We start from the raw sequence: 20,112 nt of genomic DNA, 5'->3' as shown, positions 1-20,112 counted from the left end.
ATTGATGGATCTCATCTCAGATGGCAGCAAAGATTATTGATGGTAAAACGATTGCGCAGCAGGTTAAAGACGAAGTCGCTGCGCAGGTAAAACAGCGTCTGGCCGCGGGTAAACGAGCGCCAGGTCTGGCGGTTATCCTGGTTGGAGAGCACCCGGCGTCACAGATTTATGTCGCCAGCAAACGCAAGGTCTGCGAAGAAGTCGGCTTTATCTCACGTTCTTATGACTTACCGTCCACGACGACGGAATCCGCATTGCTGGCATTAATCGACCAGCTTAACGCGGATAACACCATTGACGGTATTCTGGTTCAGCTTCCTCTGCCGGAAGGCATTGATAATACCAAGGTTATCGAGCGCATCGCGCCCGATAAGGATGTTGACGGTTTCCATCCGTATAACGTCGGGCGTCTTTGCCAGCGCGCGCCGCTGCTGCGGGCCTGTACGCCGCGTGGGATTATCACGCTGCTGGAGCGCTACAATATCGACACCTTCGGCCTGAATGCCGTCGTCGTCGGCGCCTCCAATATCGTCGGCCGTCCGATGAGTCTGGAACTGCTGCTGGCCGGCTGCACCACCACGGTGACTCACCGTTTCACCAAGAACCTGCGCCACCATATTGAAAACGCCGATCTGCTGGTGGTCGCCGTGGGTAAACCCGGTTTTATTCCCGGCGAATGGATCAAACCCGGCGCCATAGTGCTGGACGTCGGCATCAACCGTCTGGAAAGCGGCAGGGTGGTCGGCGACGTCGACTACGACGGCGCCCGGGAAAAAGCGTCATATATCAGCCCTGTGCCGGGGGGCGTCGGGCCGATGACGGTCGCGACCTTGATTCAGAACACCTTGCAGGCCTGCGAGGAGTATCACGATAACGCCGCGCGGTAATACATACTTAACGCATATAAATCAGGAAATTATGGAAATTTTTCATCTCGACGATCACCCGCACGTTGAACTGTGCGATTTACTGAAACTGCTGGGCTGGAGTGAAAGCGGCGCCGCGGCCAAAGTGGCGATTGCCGCGGGAGAGGTCACCGTCGACGGGCAAACGGAGACGCGCAAGCGCTGCAAAATCGTTGCCGGTCAGCAAGTGCGGTTTGACGGCGCCACGGTGGAAGTCAGCGCCTAGGATCCCCGCATAAGTAAGTATCCCCCGGCATAGCCGGGGGATACTATTTTGCTAAAGCGGCAACGAATTACTTACGGCGCCAGATGGTTCCCTGCGGCCCGTCTTCCAGAATAATGCCCATCTCATTCAGCCGGTCGCGCGCCTGGTCCGCCAGCGCCCAGTCTTTGGCCTGACGGGCGTCCTTACGCTGCTTAATCAGCCCTTCGATCTCCCTGACTTCGGCGTCATCGGTCTGCGCGCCGCTTTGCAGGAATACTTCCGGGTCCTGCTCCAGCAGGCCGAGCACTTTCGCCAGCTTACGCAGCGCCGACGCCAGCTGATTGGCCTCGTGCGGGTCTTCCGTCTTCAGGCGGTTAATATCCCGCGCCATATCGAACAACACGGAATAGGCTTCCGGGGTATTGAAATCATCGTCCATCGCCTCACGGAAACGGGCTTCAAAGATCTCTCCGCCCTGCGCCTCCACGCTGCTGTCCGTACCGCGCAGCGCGGTGTACAGCCGCTCCAGCGCGGAACGCGCCTGTTTCAGGTTTTCTTCGCTGTAGTTCAGTTGGCTGCGGTAGTGGCCCGACATCAGGAAATAACGCACGGTCTCAGGATCGTAATAGGCCAGCACGTCGCGCACGGTAAAGAAGTTGTTGAGCGATTTCGACATTTTCTCCCGATCGACCATCACCATGCCGGAATGCATCCAATAGTTCACATACGGGCCGTCGTGCGCGCTGGTGGATTGGGCGATTTCGTTTTCATGATGCGGGAACATCAGATCCGAACCGCCGCCGTGGATATCAAAATGTTTGCCCAGCTGTTTGCAGTTCATCGCCGAACATTCGATATGCCAGCCGGGGCGCCCTTCTCCCCACGGCGAAGACCAGTGCGGCTCGCCGGGTTTGGACTTTTTCCACAACACGAAGTCCATCGGGTTATGTTTAACTTCCGTAATCTCTACCCGCGCGCCGGCCTGTAGCTGATCCAGATCCTGACGGGAGAGCGCGCCGTAGCCGCGGGCGGTGGCGACGGAAAACATCACGTCGCCGTTGCTTGCCACATAGGCGTGGCGTCGGGCAATCAGCGCTTTAACCAGTTCGATGATTTCGGCGATATGATGGGTGGCGCGCGGCTCTTCATCCGGACGTAAAATATTCAATGCATCAAAGTCGGCATGCATTTCAGCGATCATCCGGGTGGTGAGTTGATCGCAGGTTTCACCATTTTCCGCCGCCCGTTTGATAATTTTATCGTCAATGTCGGTAACGTTGCGCACGTATTTCAGCGAATATCCCAAATACCGTAAATACCGCGCCACCACATCAAACGCCACGAAAGTACGCCCGTGGCCAATATGACACAGGTCATAAACGGTGATCCCGCATACATACATCCCGACTTGACCTGCGTGGATAGGTTTGAATTCCTCTTTTTGGCGACTCAGCGTATTAAAAATCTTTAGCATCAGGCATTCCATGGTATTCGCAGGATAGGTGGATCATCGTTCGCTGTAAGCGTGAGTAACATCATTTTGCCAAGGGCTTTACAACCCTGACGGCGTATTGAAACCTGAACCCTGCGCTATTGCAAGACTGACGCAGAGGAATAAACGGATAACCGCTAAGGATGGCGCCAAAAAAACGCCGGAAGAGTTTTTTGACGTCGCCCCCGGCGACGGCCCGTAAGGGCGGCGGCCAGGGATGGCGCGCCGCAAAAAAGCCCGGAATTATCCGAGCCGGAGACCAGACTACCGTGGCGCTGGCGCAAATGCCATCAGCGCCAGCGCGGATTGGACATCACCGAATATCTGCCGCTGCCGAGGAAAGCGATAGCCAGTCCGGCAAAGAAGAATACCGCCGCCGGTTCCGCGATCCACGCGCCGGTTTTAGTCAGTACGAATAGATCGTTCGGATTTGCCAGCAACGCGGCGGCAAGCATGGTGAAGGAAAAAATCAACGCGGCGGGACGGGTGAAGATGCCCAGAATCAACAGAATCGGGATAATGACTTCGCCAACATAGACGCCATAACCGACGAATGTTGGAATACCCGCTTCCACCAGCATTCTTCGCACGCCGCCAATACCGCTATGGACCTTGTGCCAGCCGTGAAACAGCATCAGGGTACTGAACGACACACGCAATAATAACTTCCCGAAATCAGGTTTATCCAATACTCGACTAATACTGTTCAGCATAATTCACCTGTCTATATTAGTGTTATTAATGTTAATTAAAGGTAATAAGAGTCGCTCTCAGACTAATCCGGGCGACAACAAAACAACAAGCAAATTATGAAAAACAGCGATCTGGCGCAATAAAAACCTCATTCAAATAAACTAACTAAATATATTATGTTTAATCAGTTTATTTGTACAATCGCAATATTCGGCGCTGAATGACCGCGCTCCCCCCAGGTTATGCGCCAGCCTGTACTGACTCGGCAAGCCAGTTATGTTATAAGAGCGCTCTTGATTGTTCACCGCATGTTGTGAGCGTCGTTGTTCATTACCAAGGCTATGTAGGGCTCATTACTATGATCACGTTTCATACCAACCACGGCGATATCGTCATTAATACTTTCGCCGACAAAGCGCCGGTTACCGTGGAAAACTTTCTGAATTACTGCCGCAGCGGTTTTTACGACAACACCATTTTTCACCGTGTTATCAATGGGTTTATGATCCAGGGCGGCGGTTTCGCTCCCGGCATGCAACAGAAGGAAACCCAGGCCGCGATTAAAAACGAAGCCAACAACGGCTTGAAAAACACCCGCGGCACGCTGGCGATGGCGCGCACCAACGATCCGCACTCCGCCACCGCGCAGTTCTTTATCAACGTGGTCGACAACGACTTTCTGAACTTCCGTTCAGAGCGTGCGGACGGCTGGGGCTACTGCGTATTCGCCGAAGTGGCTGAAGGTTTGGACGTGGTGGATAAAATCAAAGGCGTGGCAACCGGCCACAGCGGTATGCACCAGGACGTTCCCAAGGAAGACGTGGTGATCACCGGCGTTACCGTCAGCGAGTAACTGCCGCAGCATGGCGACACTATTTATTGCCGATCTGCATTTAAACATTTATCAACCGGCGATCACCGCCGGTTTTCTGCGTTTTTTACGCCATGAAGCGGTAAATGCGGATGCGCTTTATATTCTGGGCGATCTGTTTGACGCCTGGATCGGCGATGACGATCCGCAGCCGCTGCACGCGACGGTCGCCGACGCCTTGAGGACATTACATCAACAAGGCGTTCCCTGTTATTTCGTGCACGGCAACCGGGACTTTCTGCTCGGCAGGCGCTTCGCCAGGCGCAGCGGCTTAACGCTACTGCCGGCGGAAAATGTGCTGGATCTGTACGGCCGGCGGATACTTATTTTGCACGGCGACACGCTGTGCACCGACGACCGCGCCTATCAGAAATTTCGCCGCCGGGTGCATAATCCGCTGATCCAGCGTCTTTTCCTGCTGTTGCCTTTACGCCTGCGCCTGCGCATCGCGGAAAAAATGCGCTCGGCCAGTCAGCATGCCAACCGGCATAAATCGCAGCAGATTATGGATGTCAATCCGCAACAGGTTATCGCCCGGCTGCAACACTATCAGGTCAACGCCATGATCCACGGCCACACCCATCGTCCGGCCGTTCATCAGATCGTCGCCGGTCATTTCAGCGCGCAGCGCGCGGTGCTGGGCGCCTGGCATAACGAAGGATCGATGATTAAAGTGACGGAGCATGATATCGAACTGATTTTTTTCCCTTTCTGATCCCTTTTTACCCCCGCGACTTGCCGCCGCCGCTGTTTTTCGGGGGTACGCAACCGTTTTCCTCACTTTGCAGTCGTGATATGCTCTACGCCCTCAACGCCAGCGCACCCACTATCTGGCGGATGCCGCACCACCACCATGTAACATCACAGGAGCTTTACAGGCATGTCATCCAACGTTGCCCCGGCTAAAATCGCCATCGTCATGGGTTCAAAGAGTGACTGGGCCACCATGCAATTTGCCTCGGAAATTCTCACTACGCTGGCTATTCCTTTTCATGTGGAAATTGTCTCCGCCCATCGAACGCCGGATAAGCTGTTCAGCTTCGCCGAGCAGGCCGCACGCAACGGTTTTGAGGTGATTATCGCCGGCGCGGGCGGCGCGGCCCACCTGCCGGGCATGCTGGCGGCTAAAACGCTGGTGCCGGTATTGGGCGTGCCGGTGCAGAGCGCCGCGCTGAGCGGTATCGACAGCCTTTACTCCATCGTACAGATGCCGCGCGGCGTGCCGGTCGGCACCCTGGCCATCGGCAAAGCGGGAGCGGCCAATGCCGCGCTGCTGGCGGCGCAGATTCTGGCGTTACATGACGGCGCAATCGCCACGCGCCTGGCTGACTGGCGGCAGAGCCAGACCGATGAAGTGTTATCCCACCCCGATCCGCGGGAGGAAGCATGAAACCGGTCTGCGTATTAGGCGATGGTCAGTTGGGAAGAATGCTGCGCCAGGCCGGCGAGCCGCTGGGGATCGCGGTTTACCCGGTTGGGCTGGATGCGGAGCCGGAATCGGTGCCTTTCCACAACAGCGTCATTACCGCTGAAATCGAGCGCTGGCCTGAAACGGCGCTTACGCGTGAGCTGGCGGCGCATACCGCCTTCGTCAACCGTGATATTTTCCCACGTCTGGCCGACAGGCTGACGCAAAAACAGCTGCTGGACGAGCTGAATCTGGCCACCGCCCCCTGGCAACTGCTTGCCGCCAAGGAAGAGTGGCCGCAGGTTTTTAACCGGCTTGGCGAGCTCGCCATCGTCAAACGCCGCGTCGGCGGTTACGACGGCCGCGGGCAGTGGCGCCTGCGGACCGGCGAGCAGCACGGGTTACCGGCGGACTGCTATGGCGCATGCATCGTTGAACGGGGCATCAATTTTTCCGGTGAGGTGTCGCTGGTCGGCGCGCGCAACGCGCGCGGGGAGTGCGTTTTTTATCCGCTGACGCATAATCTGCATCAGGACGGCATTCTGCGCGCCAGCGTCGCCCTGCCCCGGCCGGCGCCGCAGTTGCAGCAACAGGCGGAACGGATGCTCTCCGCCATCATGGACGAACTGGGTTACGTTGGCGTGATGGCGATGGAATGTTTTATTGTCGGCGATCGTCTGCTGATTAATGAACTCGCGCCGCGCGTACACAACAGCGGCCACTGGACGCAAAACGGCGCCTCTATCAGCCAGTTTGAACTGCACCTGCGGGCGATTCTGGATCTGCCGATGCCGGCGCCGGTGGTTAGCGATGCCTCGGTGATGGTCAATCTGATTGGCACCGACGTCAATACCGACTGGCTATCGCTGCCGCTGGTTCATTTGCACTGGTATGAAAAAGAGGTGCGCCCGGGGCGGAAAGTCGGTCATCTGAATTTGCCCGCCCAGGATACCGCTCAACTGCGGCAAAGCCTGCAATCACTGTCCGCCATGCTGACGGATGAATACCACAGCGCTTTGCGCTGGGCGCAGGAAAAACTGCCGCTCTGATTCCCCGCCAGGCATACGCCGCGCGATGCCTGGCTGTTCGCTAAAAGAGAAAACGTGATATCGCTGAAATTACGTTTATTATTTCCACTACCCATGCTTTTAACAATTTTTATTTTTGCTTATTTTTTATCTATTATAAATAAATTAGCGCATCAAGAAAGAACCGTTAAAAAAAACAAAAAATAAAGTATCACTATTGATATTTTAATTCCCTTTAATATTTATTAAAATAAATCACTTAAATTCATTTATGTGATCACCTCAATATTATTTACCGCCTCGTCAAATATAGAATGCAGCCACAAAAAGAATTACCCATCGACATGGATTTTATATGTCTTATTAACAATTATCCTTGTAACGGCAACTTGCCGGTACGGTATTTTTACACTGTGTTCACTTAGGAGAAAATGTATGAGCACAATTCAAGATAGCGGCCAGATATTAGAACAGGCTTCAGGCTGGCGTAAAAGCGATACGGTCTGGATGCTTGGCCTGTACGGTACGGCCATTGGCGCCGGCGTGTTATTTCTGCCGATAAATGCCGGTATCGGCGGCCTGATCCCGTTAATTATTATGGCTATTATCGCTTTTCCGATGACCTATTATTCCCACCGCGCTTTGTGTCGATTTGTATTATCCGGTAAAAAAGGTGGTGAAGATATTACAGAAGTTGTTGAAGAACATTTCGGCGTCGGCGCTGGAAAATTAATCACCTTGCTGTATTTTTTCGCCATTTATCCCATTCTGCTGGTTTACAGCGTGGCGATTACCAATACGGTTGACAGTTTTATAACTCACCAGGTGCATTTGCCTTCTCCTCCAAGAGCGCTGCTGTCATTAATATTGATCCTGGGATTAATGTTTATTGTCCGCTTTGGCGAAACCATGATTGTTAAGGCAATGAGTATTCTGGTTTATCCTTTTGTCGCCGTTTTAATGTTGCTGGCTCTGTATTTAATACCGCACTGGAATACCTCTGTTTTCGAGAATGTTTCCCTGGCGAATAACGTAACCGGCAACGGTTTGCTGGCGACGTTATGGCTGGCGATCCCGGTAATGGTTTTCTCATTCAACCATTCACCGATCATCTCCTCCTTTGCGGTCGCCAAGCGTAAAGAGTATGGCGATCAAGCCGAGAGGAAATGCGCCCGCATTCTGTCTTACAGCCATATCATGATGGTAATCACCGTGATGTTCTTCGTGTTCAGCTGCGTGTTGAGCCTGTCTCCGGCCGAACTGATGGAAGCCAAAGAACAGAACATCTCCATTCTGTCCTATCTGGCCAACCACTTTAATAACCCGCTGATGGGCTACCTGGCGCCGGTTATCGCCACCATCGCCATCTCCAAATCGTTCCTCGGCCACTATCTGGGAGCCGGCGAAGGTTTCAACGGCATGATTGTGAAGTCGCTGCGCAGTAAGGGGAAAACCATCTCCAGCGGCAAACTGAACCGTATCACCGCGTTGTTTATGCTGGCGACGACCTGGCTAGTCGCCACGCTGAACCCCAGCATTCTGGGGATGATCGAAACGCTGGGCGGCCCGATTATCGCCTGCCTGCTGTTCCTTATGCCGATGTACGCCATTCAGAAAGTCCCGGCGATGAAAAAATACAGCGGCCATATCAGCAACCTGTTCGTCACCGTTATGGGGCTGATCGCTATCTCCGCCATCGTTTACAGCCTGTTTGGTTAATCGCCAGCGGTACGATTATTCCCACTCCTGATTCGCCTCTTTCCACGCCGGTAGGTTATTTCGACTACCGGCGTTTTTTAAAGGAAATCGTTATGGTCAGCGTATTTGAAATTTTTAAAATCGGTATCGGCCCTTCCAGTTCGCACACCGTGGGTCCGATGAAGGCTGGCAAAATGTTCACCGATGATTTGGTCGAAAAAGCGCTTATTTCATCGGTAACACGGATCGTTGTTGAGGTATATGGTTCCCTGTCGCTGACGGGAAAAGGTCACCATACGGATATCGCCATTATTATGGGGCTGGCCGGCAACCTGCCGGATAGCGTTGACATTGACGGTATTCCGCTGTTTATCCAGAAGATAAAAGAAACTCACCGGTTACCGCTGCTGAACGGTCAATACGAAGTCGGTTTCCCGCTGGAAACCGCCATCCGTTTTCAAGCGGAAAACCTGCCGCTGCATGAAAACGGCATGACGATCCGCGCCTACCATCATCAGGAACAGGTTTACGGTAAAACCTATTATTCCATTGGCGGCGGCTTTATTGTCGATCAGGAGAATTTCGGTAAAACCGCCGTGGCGGAGGAAAATGCCCCTTATCCGTTTTTTTCCGCCCAAAAACTATTACAGCATTGCCGGGACAATTGCCTTTCCCTGTCGGCGATCGTCATGAAAAATGAAATCGCCATGCATGGTCGCGAGGCCATCGAATGCTATTTCGCCGAAGTCTGGCAAGTCATGCAAAACGGCATTCATCGCGGTATGAATACCGAAGGGGTATTGCCCGGACCGCTGAGAGTGCCGCGCCGCGCATCCGCGCTGCACCGTCTGTTATTGATTAACGATCGCTTCTCCAGCGACCCCATGGATGCGATGGACTGGGTCAATATGTTTGCGATGGCCGTCGCAGAAGAAAACGCGGCGGGCGGACGGGTGGTCACCGCGCCGACCAACGGCGCCTGCGGTATTATTCCTGCCGTACTGGCCTATTATAATCACTACATTCAGCCTGTTACCCCCGAATCCTATTTACGCTACTTTTTAGCCTCCGGGGCTATTGGCCTGCTGTATAAAATGAATGCCTCCATTTCCGGCGCCGAAGTCGGCTGCCAGGGGGAAGTCGGCGTAGCCTGTTCCATGGCGGCGGCGGGCCTGGCCGAATTACTCGGCGCCAATCCGGTGCAGGTTTGTATCGCGGCGGAAATTGGTATGGAACACAATCTGGGGCTGACCTGCGATCCGGTTGCCGGTCAGGTTCAGGTTCCCTGCATTGAACGTAACGCCATCGCCTCCGTTAAGGCGATTAACGCCGCACGCATGGCACTGCGCCGCGCCAGCGAACCGCGGGTGTCGCTGGATAAGGTCATCGAAACCATGTTTGAAACCGGTAAAGATATGAACGCCAAATATCGCGAAACATCACGAGGCGGATTAGCCATTAAAGTCGTAATCTGTGAGTAAACCCGTTAATGGCCGAATACGATCGGTTAATTCCCCAAGCAATCCCGCATAACGCTTTTGCCAGAATAATCGTTTATTTTTAATGCGGAAATCGGTTAATAAGCAGCGAGCCATTAACCGATTTCATTTATATATCAAATAAATAAACTGGCGCGCGCGCTCTTATTAAACCGACTATTTCTTTTCATTCTCCGGCCATGACCAGATAACATTATTTTCGGCGGCGGAGACATACCAGTCGACCGAACTGACAGACGCTTTTTTAACATCCTGGCGTCGGGAAACGACTTTTTCAGGGAAAGCGGACGCTTTCTTTCGAATACGCAGCGGGGTATGTTTTTTCTCGCCCCGCACCTGGTCGTTAAATGATTCGACCTCGGCATCAAATAACACGCCGTCCAACTGATGCAAACGATTAAGTCCACGCAAAATGGACAACAGGCTGCTGAGCGTGATCGACTCGCCCATCTCGGCGCGTTTAATAGTTGCAATACCTAACCCCGCACGTTCGGCGAGATCAACCTGAGATAAGCGCTGCTGGATTCGAGCACCTTTTATTCTCCGGCAAAGCGCGGTAATAATTTCGCCTTCATTCATGGTGCTAAATCTCATTTTTCCCGCCGTTTATACGTACCATTAGTGCGCGCATTTTATCATCAATTTTTCTTCCGGCACGGACAATTAGCGAGCAGTATCCATTATCTTGATCAATCACATAAAAACGAGGGGATAACGCGCGCGCCTCAACCGAAACGCCCGGTAATATAATCTTCCGCGCGCCGCTTGCTGCATGTTGCATGTCACCACATACAGCAGATAGAAGAAAATCAGCAGCAACACCGTCCGCGGATTGGATTTTCACGTCATGAACGCGCCATAATGTTGATGGATATTGGATAGACCTTCAGCATACTAGTTTACCGGAGTGACAATGAGTCAGGACAAACTCTATATTGAAAAAGAGTTAAGTTGGTTATCCTTTAATGAACGGGTACTTCAGGAAGCGGCAGATAAAAGCAACCCCTTGATTGAGCGCATGCGTTTTCTTGGCATTTACTCCAGCAATCTCGATGAGTTTTATAAAGTCCGTTTCGCCGATCTGAAAAGACGCATCCTGATTAATGAAGAGCAGGGTTTAGACGGCAATTTACGCCACCTTTTAGGCAAGATTCAGGCGCGAGTGCTGAAAACCGATCAAATTTTTGACAATCTTTACAATGAGTTATTGCTTGAAATGGCACGCAACCAGATTTTCCTGGTTAATGAGCGCCAGGTCTCCCCGAATCAGCAGGATTGGCTGCGGGAGTATTTCAGGCAGCATTTACGCCAGCATATTACCCCAATATTGATCCTGCACGACACCAATCTGGTGCAGTTCCTGAAAGATGACTACACCTATCTGGCGGTGGAAATCATCCGCGGCGATCGCATCAATTATGCGCTGCTGGAAATTCCCTCGGACAAGGTTCCCCGCTTCGTCAACCTGCCGGCGGAAGCGCCCCGCCGCCGCAAAACCATGATTCTGATTGATAACATTCTGCGCTACTGCCTGAACGACATTTTCAAGGGTTTTTTCGATTACGACGCGCTCAACGCCTATTCGATGAAAATGACGCGTGATGCGGAGTACGATCTGGTCACCGAAATGGAGTCCAGCCTGCTGGAACTGATGTCCTCCAGCCTCAAGCAGCGGCTGACGGCGGAACCGGTACGCTTTGTTTATCAGCGCGATATGCCGGATGCGATGGTCGCCATACTACAGGAGAAGCTGGGGATCTCCTCTTATGACTCGGTGATCCCCGGCGGCCGTTACCACAATTTTAAAGACTTTATTTCGTTCCCCAACGTCGGCCGCGCCGCGCTGGTCAACAAAGCGCTGCCGCGCCTGCGCCACGAGTGGTTCGGCCACTTCCGCAACGGCTTCGACGCCATTCGCGAACGCGACGTACTGCTTTATTATCCGTACCACACCTTCGAGCATGTGCTGGAGCTGCTGCGCCAGGCCTCGTTCGACCCCAGCGTGCTGGCCATCAAAATCAATATTTACCGGGTGGCGAAAGATTCGCGCATCATCACCTCGATGATCCACGCCGCGCACAACGGCAAGAAAGTCACCGTGGTGGTGGAGCTACAGGCGCGTTTCGATGAAGAGGCCAATATCCACTGGGCCAAACGGCTGACCGAGGCCGGCGTTCACGTGATCTTCTCGGTGCCGGGGCTGAAAATTCATGCCAAACTGTTTTTGATCTCCCGCCGTGAAGGGGACAACATCGTGCGTTACGCCCATATCGGCACCGGCAACTTCAACGAAAAAACCGCCCGGCTCTACACCGACTACTCGCTGATTACCGCCGACGAACGCATCACCAATGAAGTGCGCCGGGTATTTAATTTTATCGAAAACCCCTATCGCCCCGTCTCCTTTGAGCATCTGCTGGTTTCTCCCCAGAATTCGCGCGACAAGCTTTATCAATTGATCGATAAGGAAATCGACAATGCTCTGGCGAATATCGACGCGGGCATTACCCTTAAGGTGAATAATCTGGTGGATAAAGGACTGGTGGAAAGGCTGTATCGGGCTTCCGCCGCCGGCGTGAAAATCAATCTGCTGGTTCGTGGTATGTGCACGCTGATCCCGGCCCTACCGGGGATCAGCGAAAATATTCAGGCGAGCAGCATCGTCGATCGCTATCTGGAACACGACCGCGTGTATGTGTTTAATAATGGAGGAGACAAGAAAGTCTATCTCTCCTCCGCCGACTGGATGACGCGTAACATCGATTACCGTATTGAAGTCGCCGTCGAAGTGCTCGATCCCATTTTGAAAAATCGTATTCTGGAGATTCTGGACATTCTGTTCAGCGATACGGTGAAAGCCCGTGTGATTGATAAAGAGCTGAGTAATCGCTATGTATTGCGCGGCAACCGTCGTAAAGTACGCGCGCAAAATGCCATTTATGATTACATCAAGGCGCTTGAGCAACCCGAGGATAAGCCTGAATAATGCCATTAATGAATAAAGACGACGATATCGTAAAACCCCAGGAGTTCGCCGCCGTCGATCTGGGGTCCAACAGCTTTCATATGGTGATCGCCCGCGTGGTAAACGGCGCGCTTCAGGTGCTTAGCCGTTTAAAACAGCGCGTTCATCTGGCCGACGGACTGGACGGCCAAAACCGGCTCAGCGAAGAGGCGATGGAGCGCGGTTTAAGCTGCCTGGCGCTGTTTGCCGAACGGCTGCAGGGGTTCTCGGCGCTGAATGTCTCCATTGTCGGCACCCATGCGTTGCGCCAGGCGACCAACGCCCAGGAATTTCTGCGCCGGGCGGCGGAAATCATTCCTTATCCGATTGAAATCATCTCCGGCCATGAAGAGGCGCGGTTGATTTTCATGGGCGTGGAGCACACCCAGCCGGAAAAGGGCCGCAAGCTGGTGATCGACATTGGCGGCGGTTCCACCGAACTGGTGATCGGCGAAGACTTTGAGCCCATGCTGTTGGAAAGCCGCCGTATGGGCTGCGTCAGTTTTGCCCAGCAGTTTTTCCCCAATGGCGAAATCAGCGCGGCCAATTTTAAGCGCGCCCGGCTGGCGGCGGCCCAGAAGCTGGAGACGCTGGCCTGGGAATACCGTATCTACGGCTGGCAATATGCGCTGGGGGCGTCCGGCACCATTAAGGCCGCCCATGAAATTCTGGTGGAAATGGGCGAGAAAGACGGCCTGATTACGCCGGAACGCCTGGAAATGCTGCGCGATCATGTGCTGCGCTTTAAGTCGTTCAAGGCGCTGAGTCTGCCGGGACTGCCGGAAGACCGGCAGTCGGTGCTGGTGCCCGGGCTGGCTATTCTGTGCGGCATTTTCGACGTACTGGCGATCAAAGAGCTTCGTCTGTCCGACGGCGCGCTACGGGAAGGGGTGCTGTATGAAATGGAAGGCCGTTTCCGCCATCAGGATATCCGTATCCGCACCGCGCAAAGCCTTGCCAGCCATTACAATATCGATCGGGAACAGGCGCGCCGGGTGCGGGAAACCACCGAGTCGCTGTACGCCCAATGGGCGCAGCAAAACCCCGGTCTGGTCCACCCGCAGCTTGAGGCGATCCTCAACTGGGCTTCCATGCTGCATGAGGTCGGGCTGGGCATAAACCACAGCGGCATGCACCGCCATTCGGCCTATATTCTGCAAAATACCAACCTGCCCGGCTTCAATCAGGAACAGCAGCTATTGCTGGCGCTGATCGTGCGGCTGCATCGCAAGGCCATCAAGCTGGAAGAGTTCCCGCGCCTGTACCTGTTTAAAAAGAAGCAGTATTTGCCCATGGTTCAGCTATTGCGCCTGGCCACCCTGCTGAACAATCAGCGGCAGGCCACCACCACGCCCGCCACGCTGCGCCTGCTCACCGACGATAACCACTGGACGCTGATTTTCCCCGCGGGCTTTTTCGCCCAGAACACTCTGGTGCAGCTCGATCTGGAACGGGAGCAGGAATACTGGAAGGATGTCGCCGGCTGGAAGCTGAATATCGAAGAAGAGCCGGCCTGAACCGGATGCCGATAACGCCGAGGCTTGGCTTTTCCTCGGCGTTATCGGCCCGTTGCCCCTCGTAGCGCCGCCGTTTTACCGCCGCAGTGAAAGGCGGCGCCGTCTTTCATTTTTTTATCCTGATGGATTGACCTGCGCCAGCGCTTGTGCCTAAATTAATCACAGCGAATGTTCGCTTCCACAGGAGATTTTACGGTAATGTCCACGCTTACCCATAAACGACGAATATCAATGCGCCCGCGACGAAGTAGTTCACGCATTGCCCGTGCCGTTTTATTGATCAGCTTTATTATCCTCTTAGGCCGTTTTGCTTACTCCGCTATCAGCGCGTTCGCCCATCATCAGGACAAACAGCAACAGCGCGTCGAACAATCCCTCACCGCTTCCGACGTAGTAATCCACAAGAAAGAATAGCGTTCGCCGCCCCGCGACTGTTTTATAGCGAATTATTCAACCTCTTCATCCGCGCGTTCCGCCACGCCATCGATCCGCGGTATCCGCGTCCTGCTGCCTTTTTATTCGCCCGATTCAACGCATTCAGGCATTAATTCTCAAACCGTCCTATTCTTAATCCGCTGATTTTGCGCTACGTTTAGTCAGTTGCACCAACCGTTCAGTACGAGCGGGAATAAAACCATACCGAGCATAAGAAACCCATGTCGAATGTAAAAAAACTCACCGCCGTCCGGCGTCGCATATCGCTTTTACTGTTAGAAAACGGCGACCTGGTTGATAACATTATCAACCGGCAACCAGGAGACAGCGCCACAGAACGTAAGACCCTGCTCGACCAGACGGCCGAAATATGCCAGTTGATTATCGGGTTGCACGCCGCCGACCTGGCCGACCTGCTGGAGTCGCTGCCCCATGACGAACGTTTGGCGCTCTGGCGGCTGATCCCCATAGACAGGCGCGGACGGGTGCTGATCGAAGCCTCCGACAGCATTTCGGACGATCTTGTCGGCGATATGCAGAATAAAGAGATTCTGAAAGCGGTCCGCGTGCTGGATGTTGACGAACAGGCCCAGTTGGCGCGCATGATCCCCCGCCATCTGCTGGGCCGGATACTGACCTCGCTGGAGCCGAAACAGCGCGCGCAGCTGCGTGGCGCGATCGATTATGACGAAGATTGCGTCGGCCATATCATGGATTTCAAACTCACCACCATACGGGCCGATGTTACCCTTGCCGCGGTACAGCGCTACCTGCGCTATCGGAAAACCATCCCGGACTCCACCGATAAGCTGTTCGTCACCGATCGCAGGAACACCCTGATTGGCGAGCTGTCTCTGGCCGATATATTGCTTAATGCGCCGGGGACGTCGGTAGCCTCCATCATGGATAAACAGCCGACCCTGTTCCAGCCGGAAGATCGGGTGACGGACGCCGCCGGGGCCTTTGAACGTTATAACCTGATCTCCGCCGCCGTGGTGGACAGCAAAGGCAAACTGATGGGCCGCCTGACGGTGGAAGATATCGTCGACGTGGTCAATAAAGAAAGCGACAGCCATCTGCGCCGTTCCGGCGGGTTAACGCCCTCCGAAGACGTCTACGCGCCGGTCTACAAAGCCGTACGCAACCGCTGGGGCTGGCTGGCCATCAACCTGTGCACCGCGCTGGTGGCGTCACGCGTTATCGGCCTGTTCGAAAACACGCTGTCGCATCTGGTGGCGCTGGCCACCCTGATGCCGATCGTCGCCGGCCTTGGCGGAAATACCGGCAACCAAACCATCACCATGATCGTCCGCGCGCTGGCGCTGCATCAGTTGGAACACGGCAGGAAGTCTTATCTGCTATTGAAAGAGCTGGGCGTAGCGCTGGTCAACGGCCTGATATGGGGCGGCGTGATGGGGCTTATCACCTTCGCGCTGTACGGCAACCCCGAAATGGGCGGCGTCATGATGCTGGCGATCCTGCTGAACCTGCTGCTGGCGGCGCTGATGGGGGTACTGATCCCCCTGGTGATGGTGCAGCTCGGGCGCGACCCCGCCATTGGCTCCAGCGTGATGATTACCGCCATCACCGATACCGGCGGATTTTTTATTTTCCTCGGGCTGGCAACGCTGTTTTTGCTGCCGTGATGCAGCCCGCGTCACCTGACGCCAAAAGCGGCTCAGCTCAGCCGGCCGGCGCCGTCGGACGGACGGCAGAGATAGATTGAAGCCGGCAATCCGCTGCGTGCCGGGTATTCGCGCTCCAGCATCCGGCAAATGTCGGCGGTCATCGCCGCCGGTACCAGCGACACCACGCAGCCGCCGAAACCGCCCCCGGTCATTCTGGCTCCGCCCTGCTCACCGACGTGGTTCTGAATCAAATCCACCAGCGTATCAATCTGGGGAACGGTGATCTCGAAATCGTCGCGCATCGAAACATGAGACTCGGCCATCAGGGCAAACAGGCGTTTGGCATCCTGCCTGGCCAGGGCATCGGCCGCTTGCAGCGTACGGCTGTTTTCGCTAATGACGTGGCGGGCGCGTTTTACCGCCGGCGGATCCAGCCCCGCCGCGCCCGCCGCAAACTGCTCCGGCGACAGATCGCGCAGCGCCCTGACGCCAAAATGGCGCGCCGCCGCCTCGCACTGCCGACGGCGGGTATTGTATTCGCTGTCCACCAGTCCGCGACGCACGTTGGAATTGACAATCAGGATATCGAACCCTTCCAGCATACTAACCGCCCGCCCTTCCAGCGACCGGCAGTCGATCAGTAACGCATGCCCCGACCGCCCCTGCGCCGAAATAAACTGATCCATAATGCCGCAGCTACAGCCGACAAAATCGTTCTCCGCCTGCTGGCCGACGAGCGCCACGTCCAGTTGGCTGATATCCAGACGGTTCAGCGTCTTGAACGTTTGTCCGACGGCGACCTCAAGCGAGGCCGACGAGCTTAGTCCCGCGCCGGACGGCACATTGCCCGCAATCACCATATCCATACCGCTAATCGGCAAGCCGCGCGCCTGCAAAAACTTTACCGTGCCGCGCACATAGTTTGCCCAGGCATACTCGGCATGCGGCGCTATCTCCTGCGTCAGATCAAATTCATCCTGCTGGCTATCGCAGTTTACCGCCACCACCCGCACGAGACGGTCTTGCCGGGCGGCCGCGCCGATCACCGTCTGGTAATCAATGGCGCAGGGTAAGACAAAACCATCATTGTAGTCGGTATGCTCGCCAATCAGGTTCACCCGTCCCGGCGCCTGAATATGCGCCTGCGGCGCGTAACCGAACAGGCGTTGAAAGGTTGCATCGACGAAGTGGCGCAAAGCATCAATACGGCTCATACCCGGTCCTCAATTTTGCTCAAGAAAATGGATATCGCTGACAGCCCGCAGGCGTTCGGCGGCCTGTTCCGCCGTCAGGTCGCGTTGGGCTTCCGCCAGCATTTCGTAACCGACCATAAACTTGCGCACGCTGGCGGAACGTAATAGCGGCGGATAAAAATGGGCGTGCAGCTGCCAGTGGCTATTATTCTCTTCGCCGTTAAAGGGCGCGCCGTGCCACCCCATGGAATAGGGAAACGAGCACTGAAACAGATTGTCGTAACGACTGGTCAGTTTTTTCAGCGCCAGGGCCAAATCCTCACGCTGAGCATCGCTCAACTGCGGCATCCGCCTGACGGCAAACTTCGGCAGCAACAGGGTTTCAAACGGCCAGGATGCCCAGTAAGGCACCACCGCCAGCCAATGTTCGGTTTCCACCACCAGCCGGCTGCCGTCCGCCTGCTCGCGCCGCGCATAATCCAGCAGCAGAGGCGTAGCGTAATGCTCAAAATAAGCGCGCTGTTGCCGATCCTCATGCCGGACTTCATTGGGTAAAAAATCGTTGGCCCATACCTGTCCGTGCGGGTGCGGGTTGGAGCACCCCATCATCGCGCCTTTGTTTTCAAAAACCTGAACCCAGGGGTAGCGCTGTCCCAACTCCGCCGTCTGCTCGCTCCAGGTATCGATAACCTTTTTCAGCGCCGACAGGGGCAACTCAGGCAGGCTTTTGCCGTGATCCGGCGAGAAACAGATTACCCGGCTGACGCCTCGGGCGCTCTGCATCCGAAACAGCGGATCTTCGCCGGGCGATAGCGCCGGGGTATCCTCCATCAGCGCCGAAAAGTCGTTGGTGAACACAAAGGTTCCCTGATACGGCGGGTTCACCTCTCCGGTAACCCGCTTATTTCCGGCGCACAGATAGCAGGTCGGATCGTGCGGCGGCAGCGCCCGGCGCTCGGGTTCATCCTGCTGCCCCTGCCATGGACGCCTGGCGCGGTGCGGGGAAACCAGAACCCACTCCCCTTTCAGCGGGTTGAAACGGCGATGCGGGTGCTCGGTTGGTTCAAATGGCATAACGATCGCTCCTCAAAACAGGACGGATGCCCCTCGCCGTGGCGATATTTCCCGGCGGCATCTGGCAGTCAATGGCAAAACCCGCACCGGGTGTAACACATTACACGGCGAATTTTTTATACAATCCATTAATAATAAACATAATAAATTAATATAAAATGTATTAGCACAAATTTAGTGTAATCGATTACCCTAAATTTAAACCGCAGGATGACATTTGGAAAGCGGGAAGTTACTCTTGATAGTGATGCCGATCACATAAGCGTTCTCTGGATACCGACGGTAAAAGAATGAATAAGCTAACATCTGAAAAAACCTGTAGTTTTATAAGCCTGTAGTTTTATAAACTTATAGTTTTTTGCTAACCACTGCGTTAACCGGGAAAACCTATGCCCCTCGGTAATGCCGATTTCAGGAATCCGCCATGGCTACAATAAAGGACGTCGCTCGTTTGTCAGGGGTATCGGTGGCCACGGTTTCACGCGTTATCAACGATTCGCCCAAGGCCAGCAGCGCTTCGCGTCAAGCCGTGCATAAGGCGATGGCCGAATTGAAGTATCATCCTAACGCCAACGCCAGAGCCCTGGCGCATCAAAGCGCCGAAACGCTGGGTCTGGTGGTTGCCGATGTCTCCGATCCTTTCTTCGGCGCGATGGTGAAATCGGTGGAGCAAATCGCCCAGGCGACAGGAAATTTTTTACTTATCGGCAATGGTTACCATAACGCCGAGCAAGAGAAAAAAGCGATTGAACAGCTGATTCGCCACCGCTGCGCCGGGCTGGTGGTCCACGCCAAAATGATTGCCGATGGGGAACTGGCGTCCTTGATGAGCCACATCCCCGATATGGTGCTGATCAACCGTACGCTGCCGGGTTATGAAACCCGCTGTGTGGCGCTGGACGACCGCCACGGCGCCTGGTTGGCTACCCGCCATCTGCTGCAGGAAGGACATCAAAAGATCGGTTTTCTTTGTTCGAATCACCCGATTTCCGACGCATTCGACCGCTTACAGGGCTACACCGACGCGCTGAATGAACACGGCCTGCCGGTGGATGAGCGGCGCATCGCCCGCGCCTCCCCGGATGAAACGGGCGGCGAATCCGCCATGACCGAACTGCTGAGCCGCGGCGGCAATATAACGGCCGTAGTGTGTTACAACGACTCTATGGCGGCGGGCGCGCTGTCGGTGCTTAGCGATAACGGCATCAACGTTCCTCAGGATATGTCCGTCGTGGGGTTCGACGATGTGCTGATCGCCCGTTATCTCCGTCCCCGCCTGACCACGGTGCATTACCCGGTTTCAGCCATGGCGATACAGGCGGCCGAACTGGCCGTCGCCCTGCACCAGGGGAGAACCCTGCAAGAGACGACAACCCTGTTCAGCCCGACGCTGGTTCGCCGTCACTCCGTCAGCCCGCCGTCCCGGAAGAAATGACGCTTTGCTCTTTAATCCGCCGGCCCA

At 54.9% G+C, this 20,112-nt stretch carries 19 protein-coding genes; 13 read left to right on the top strand and 6 right to left on the bottom strand.

Annotated elements, in window-relative coordinates:
• The first annotated feature begins 20 nt into the window (after positions 1-20).
• Both folD and ybcJ read left to right on the top strand, forming a co-directional pair.
• Positions 21-887: a bifunctional methylenetetrahydrofolate dehydrogenase/methenyltetrahydrofolate cyclohydrolase FolD gene (gene folD, locus EH206_RS06440; protein WP_009111981.1), complete on the top strand. Its 867-nt coding sequence runs from the start codon at positions 21-23 to the stop codon at positions 885-887.
• A 31-nt stretch (positions 888-918) separates the two neighbouring features.
• Positions 919-1,131: a ribosome-associated protein YbcJ gene (ybcJ, locus tag EH206_RS06435; RefSeq protein WP_009111980.1), complete on the top strand. Its 213-nt coding sequence runs from the start codon at positions 919-921 to the stop codon at positions 1,129-1,131.
• A gap of 67 nt (positions 1,132-1,198) precedes the next feature.
• Here ybcJ and cysS read toward each other — a convergent pair whose 3' ends face one another.
• Both cysS and EH206_RS06425 read right to left on the bottom strand, forming a co-directional pair.
• Positions 1,199-2,584, bottom strand: coding sequence for a cysteine--tRNA ligase (cysS, locus tag EH206_RS06430; protein WP_009111979.1), 1,386 nt, complete (start codon positions 2,582-2,584; stop codon positions 1,199-1,201).
• 308 nt (positions 2,585-2,892) lie between these two features.
• Complete coding sequence (locus EH206_RS06425) at positions 2,893-3,315, bottom strand: DoxX family protein (RefSeq protein WP_009111978.1); 423 nt, start codon at positions 3,313-3,315, stop codon at positions 2,893-2,895.
• Between the two features lie 338 nt (positions 3,316-3,653).
• Here EH206_RS06425 and ppiB point away from each other — a divergent pair, with 338 nt between their 5' ends.
• The 6 genes from ppiB (at position 3,654) to EH206_RS06395 (ending at position 9,781) form a co-directional block, all read left to right on the top strand.
• Positions 3,654-4,148, top strand: coding sequence for a peptidylprolyl isomerase B (ppiB, locus tag EH206_RS06420; protein WP_009111977.1), 495 nt, complete (start codon positions 3,654-3,656; stop codon positions 4,146-4,148).
• Positions 4,149-4,158: 10 nt separating this feature from the next.
• The gene (lpxH, locus tag EH206_RS06415) at positions 4,159-4,881 is read left to right on the top strand and encodes a UDP-2,3-diacylglucosamine diphosphatase (RefSeq protein WP_009111976.1); all 723 of its coding nucleotides are present in this window, start codon (positions 4,159-4,161) and stop codon (positions 4,879-4,881) included.
• Positions 4,882-5,046: 165 nt separating this feature from the next.
• The gene (gene purE, locus EH206_RS06410) at positions 5,047-5,556 is read left to right on the top strand and encodes a 5-(carboxyamino)imidazole ribonucleotide mutase (protein ID WP_009111975.1); all 510 of its coding nucleotides are present in this window, start codon (positions 5,047-5,049) and stop codon (positions 5,554-5,556) included.
• Positions 5,553-6,623, top strand: coding sequence for a 5-(carboxyamino)imidazole ribonucleotide synthase (gene purK, locus EH206_RS06405; RefSeq protein ID WP_009111974.1), 1,071 nt, complete (start codon positions 5,553-5,555; stop codon positions 6,621-6,623). The genes purE and purK overlap by 4 nt, the downstream gene beginning before the upstream one ends.
• 414 nt (positions 6,624-7,037) lie before the next feature.
• On the top strand, positions 7,038-8,321 hold the full coding sequence (locus EH206_RS06400) for an HAAAP family serine/threonine permease (RefSeq protein ID WP_009111973.1): 1,284 nt from the start codon (positions 7,038-7,040) through the stop codon (positions 8,319-8,321).
• A gap of 92 nt (positions 8,322-8,413) precedes the next feature.
• A complete protein-coding gene (locus EH206_RS06395; RefSeq protein WP_009111972.1) occupies positions 8,414-9,781 on the top strand; it encodes an L-serine ammonia-lyase in 1,368 nt (455 codons plus the stop codon).
• Positions 9,782-9,955: 174 nt separating this feature from the next.
• Here EH206_RS06395 and EH206_RS06390 read toward each other — a convergent pair whose 3' ends face one another.
• A complete protein-coding gene (locus tag EH206_RS06390; RefSeq protein ID WP_040342989.1) occupies positions 9,956-10,393 on the bottom strand; it encodes a helix-turn-helix domain-containing protein in 438 nt (145 codons plus the stop codon).
• Positions 10,383-10,643, bottom strand: a complete 261-nt coding sequence (locus tag EH206_RS06385) for a hypothetical protein (RefSeq protein WP_136163920.1) — start codon at positions 10,641-10,643, stop codon at positions 10,383-10,385. Before EH206_RS06385 ends, EH206_RS06390 begins: the two co-directional genes overlap by 11 nt.
• Positions 10,644-10,712: 69 nt before the next feature.
• Between EH206_RS06385 and ppk1 the strand changes: the two genes are divergently transcribed.
• The 4 genes from ppk1 (at position 10,713) to mgtE (ending at position 16,401) form a co-directional block, all read left to right on the top strand.
• Positions 10,713-12,785, top strand: a complete 2,073-nt coding sequence (ppk1, locus tag EH206_RS06380; RefSeq protein WP_009111970.1) for a polyphosphate kinase 1 — start codon at positions 10,713-10,715, stop codon at positions 12,783-12,785.
• Positions 12,785-14,320, top strand: coding sequence for an exopolyphosphatase (gene ppx, locus EH206_RS06375; protein WP_009111969.1), 1,536 nt, complete (start codon positions 12,785-12,787; stop codon positions 14,318-14,320). The genes ppk1 and ppx overlap by 1 nt, the downstream gene beginning before the upstream one ends.
• Before the next feature lie 198 nt (positions 14,321-14,518).
• Positions 14,519-14,734, top strand: coding sequence for a YfgG family protein (locus EH206_RS06370; protein WP_009111968.1), 216 nt, complete (start codon positions 14,519-14,521; stop codon positions 14,732-14,734).
• A gap of 242 nt (positions 14,735-14,976) precedes the next feature.
• Positions 14,977-16,401, top strand: a complete 1,425-nt coding sequence (gene mgtE / locus EH206_RS06365; protein WP_009111967.1) for a magnesium transporter — start codon at positions 14,977-14,979, stop codon at positions 16,399-16,401.
• 32 nt (positions 16,402-16,433) lie between these two features.
• On the opposite strand, the gene galK is transcribed toward mgtE, so the two are convergent.
• Both galK and galT read right to left on the bottom strand, forming a co-directional pair.
• On the bottom strand, positions 16,434-17,597 hold the full coding sequence (gene galK, locus EH206_RS06360) for a galactokinase (RefSeq protein WP_009111966.1): 1,164 nt from the start codon (positions 17,595-17,597) through the stop codon (positions 16,434-16,436).
• 9 nt (positions 17,598-17,606) lie between these two features.
• Entirely contained in the window at positions 17,607-18,650 is a 1,044-nt protein-coding gene (galT, locus tag EH206_RS06355) for a galactose-1-phosphate uridylyltransferase (protein ID WP_009111965.1), read from the bottom strand.
• 424 nt (positions 18,651-19,074) lie between these two features.
• On the opposite strand from galT, the gene galR reads away from it, so the two are divergent.
• Positions 19,075-20,085 carry an HTH-type transcriptional regulator GalR gene (gene galR / locus EH206_RS06350; protein WP_009111964.1) on the top strand — a complete coding sequence of 337 codons (1,011 nt, stop codon included), beginning with the start codon at positions 19,075-19,077 and terminating at the stop codon, positions 20,083-20,085.
• Positions 20,086-20,112 lie beyond the last annotated feature (27 nt).

Source organism: Brenneria nigrifluens DSM 30175 = ATCC 13028 (assembly GCF_005484965.1).
In the GTDB taxonomy this organism is placed as follows: Bacteria; Pseudomonadota; Gammaproteobacteria; order Enterobacterales; family Enterobacteriaceae; genus Brenneria; species Brenneria nigrifluens.
This window is presented reverse-complemented; position numbering and strand designations above follow the sequence as displayed.

Coding starts and splice junctions, on each gene's coding strand:
- ppk1 (WP_009111970.1), top strand. CDS start 10,713: ATGAGTCAGGACAAACTCTATATTGAAAAAGAGTTAAGTTGGTTATCC.
- cysS (WP_009111979.1), bottom strand. CDS start 2,584: ATGCTAAAGATTTTTAATACGCTGAGTCGCCAAAAAGAGGAATTCAAA.
- EH206_RS06425 (WP_009111978.1), bottom strand. CDS start 3,315: ATGCTGAACAGTATTAGTCGAGTATTGGATAAACCTGATTTCGGGAAG.
- purK (WP_009111974.1), top strand. CDS start 5,553: ATGAAACCGGTCTGCGTATTAGGCGATGGTCAGTTGGGAAGAATGCTG.
- ybcJ (WP_009111980.1), top strand. CDS start 919: ATGGAAATTTTTCATCTCGACGATCACCCGCACGTTGAACTGTGCGAT.
- galR (WP_009111964.1), top strand. CDS start 19,075: ATGGCTACAATAAAGGACGTCGCTCGTTTGTCAGGGGTATCGGTGGCC.
- EH206_RS06390 (WP_040342989.1), bottom strand. CDS start 10,393: ATGAGATTTAGCACCATGAATGAAGGCGAAATTATTACCGCGCTTTGC.
- lpxH (WP_009111976.1), top strand. CDS start 4,159: ATGGCGACACTATTTATTGCCGATCTGCATTTAAACATTTATCAACCG.
- galT (WP_009111965.1), bottom strand. CDS start 18,650: ATGCCATTTGAACCAACCGAGCACCCGCATCGCCGTTTCAACCCGCTG.
- EH206_RS06400 (WP_009111973.1), top strand. CDS start 7,038: ATGAGCACAATTCAAGATAGCGGCCAGATATTAGAACAGGCTTCAGGC.
- ppiB (WP_009111977.1), top strand. CDS start 3,654: ATGATCACGTTTCATACCAACCACGGCGATATCGTCATTAATACTTTC.
- EH206_RS06370 (WP_009111968.1), top strand. CDS start 14,519: ATGTCCACGCTTACCCATAAACGACGAATATCAATGCGCCCGCGACGA.
- folD (WP_009111981.1), top strand. CDS start 21: ATGGCAGCAAAGATTATTGATGGTAAAACGATTGCGCAGCAGGTTAAA.
- ppx (WP_009111969.1), top strand. CDS start 12,785: ATGCCATTAATGAATAAAGACGACGATATCGTAAAACCCCAGGAGTTC.
- mgtE (WP_009111967.1), top strand. CDS start 14,977: ATGTCGAATGTAAAAAAACTCACCGCCGTCCGGCGTCGCATATCGCTT.
- galK (WP_009111966.1), bottom strand. CDS start 17,597: ATGAGCCGTATTGATGCTTTGCGCCACTTCGTCGATGCAACCTTTCAA.
- purE (WP_009111975.1), top strand. CDS start 5,047: ATGTCATCCAACGTTGCCCCGGCTAAAATCGCCATCGTCATGGGTTCA.
- EH206_RS06395 (WP_009111972.1), top strand. CDS start 8,414: ATGGTCAGCGTATTTGAAATTTTTAAAATCGGTATCGGCCCTTCCAGT.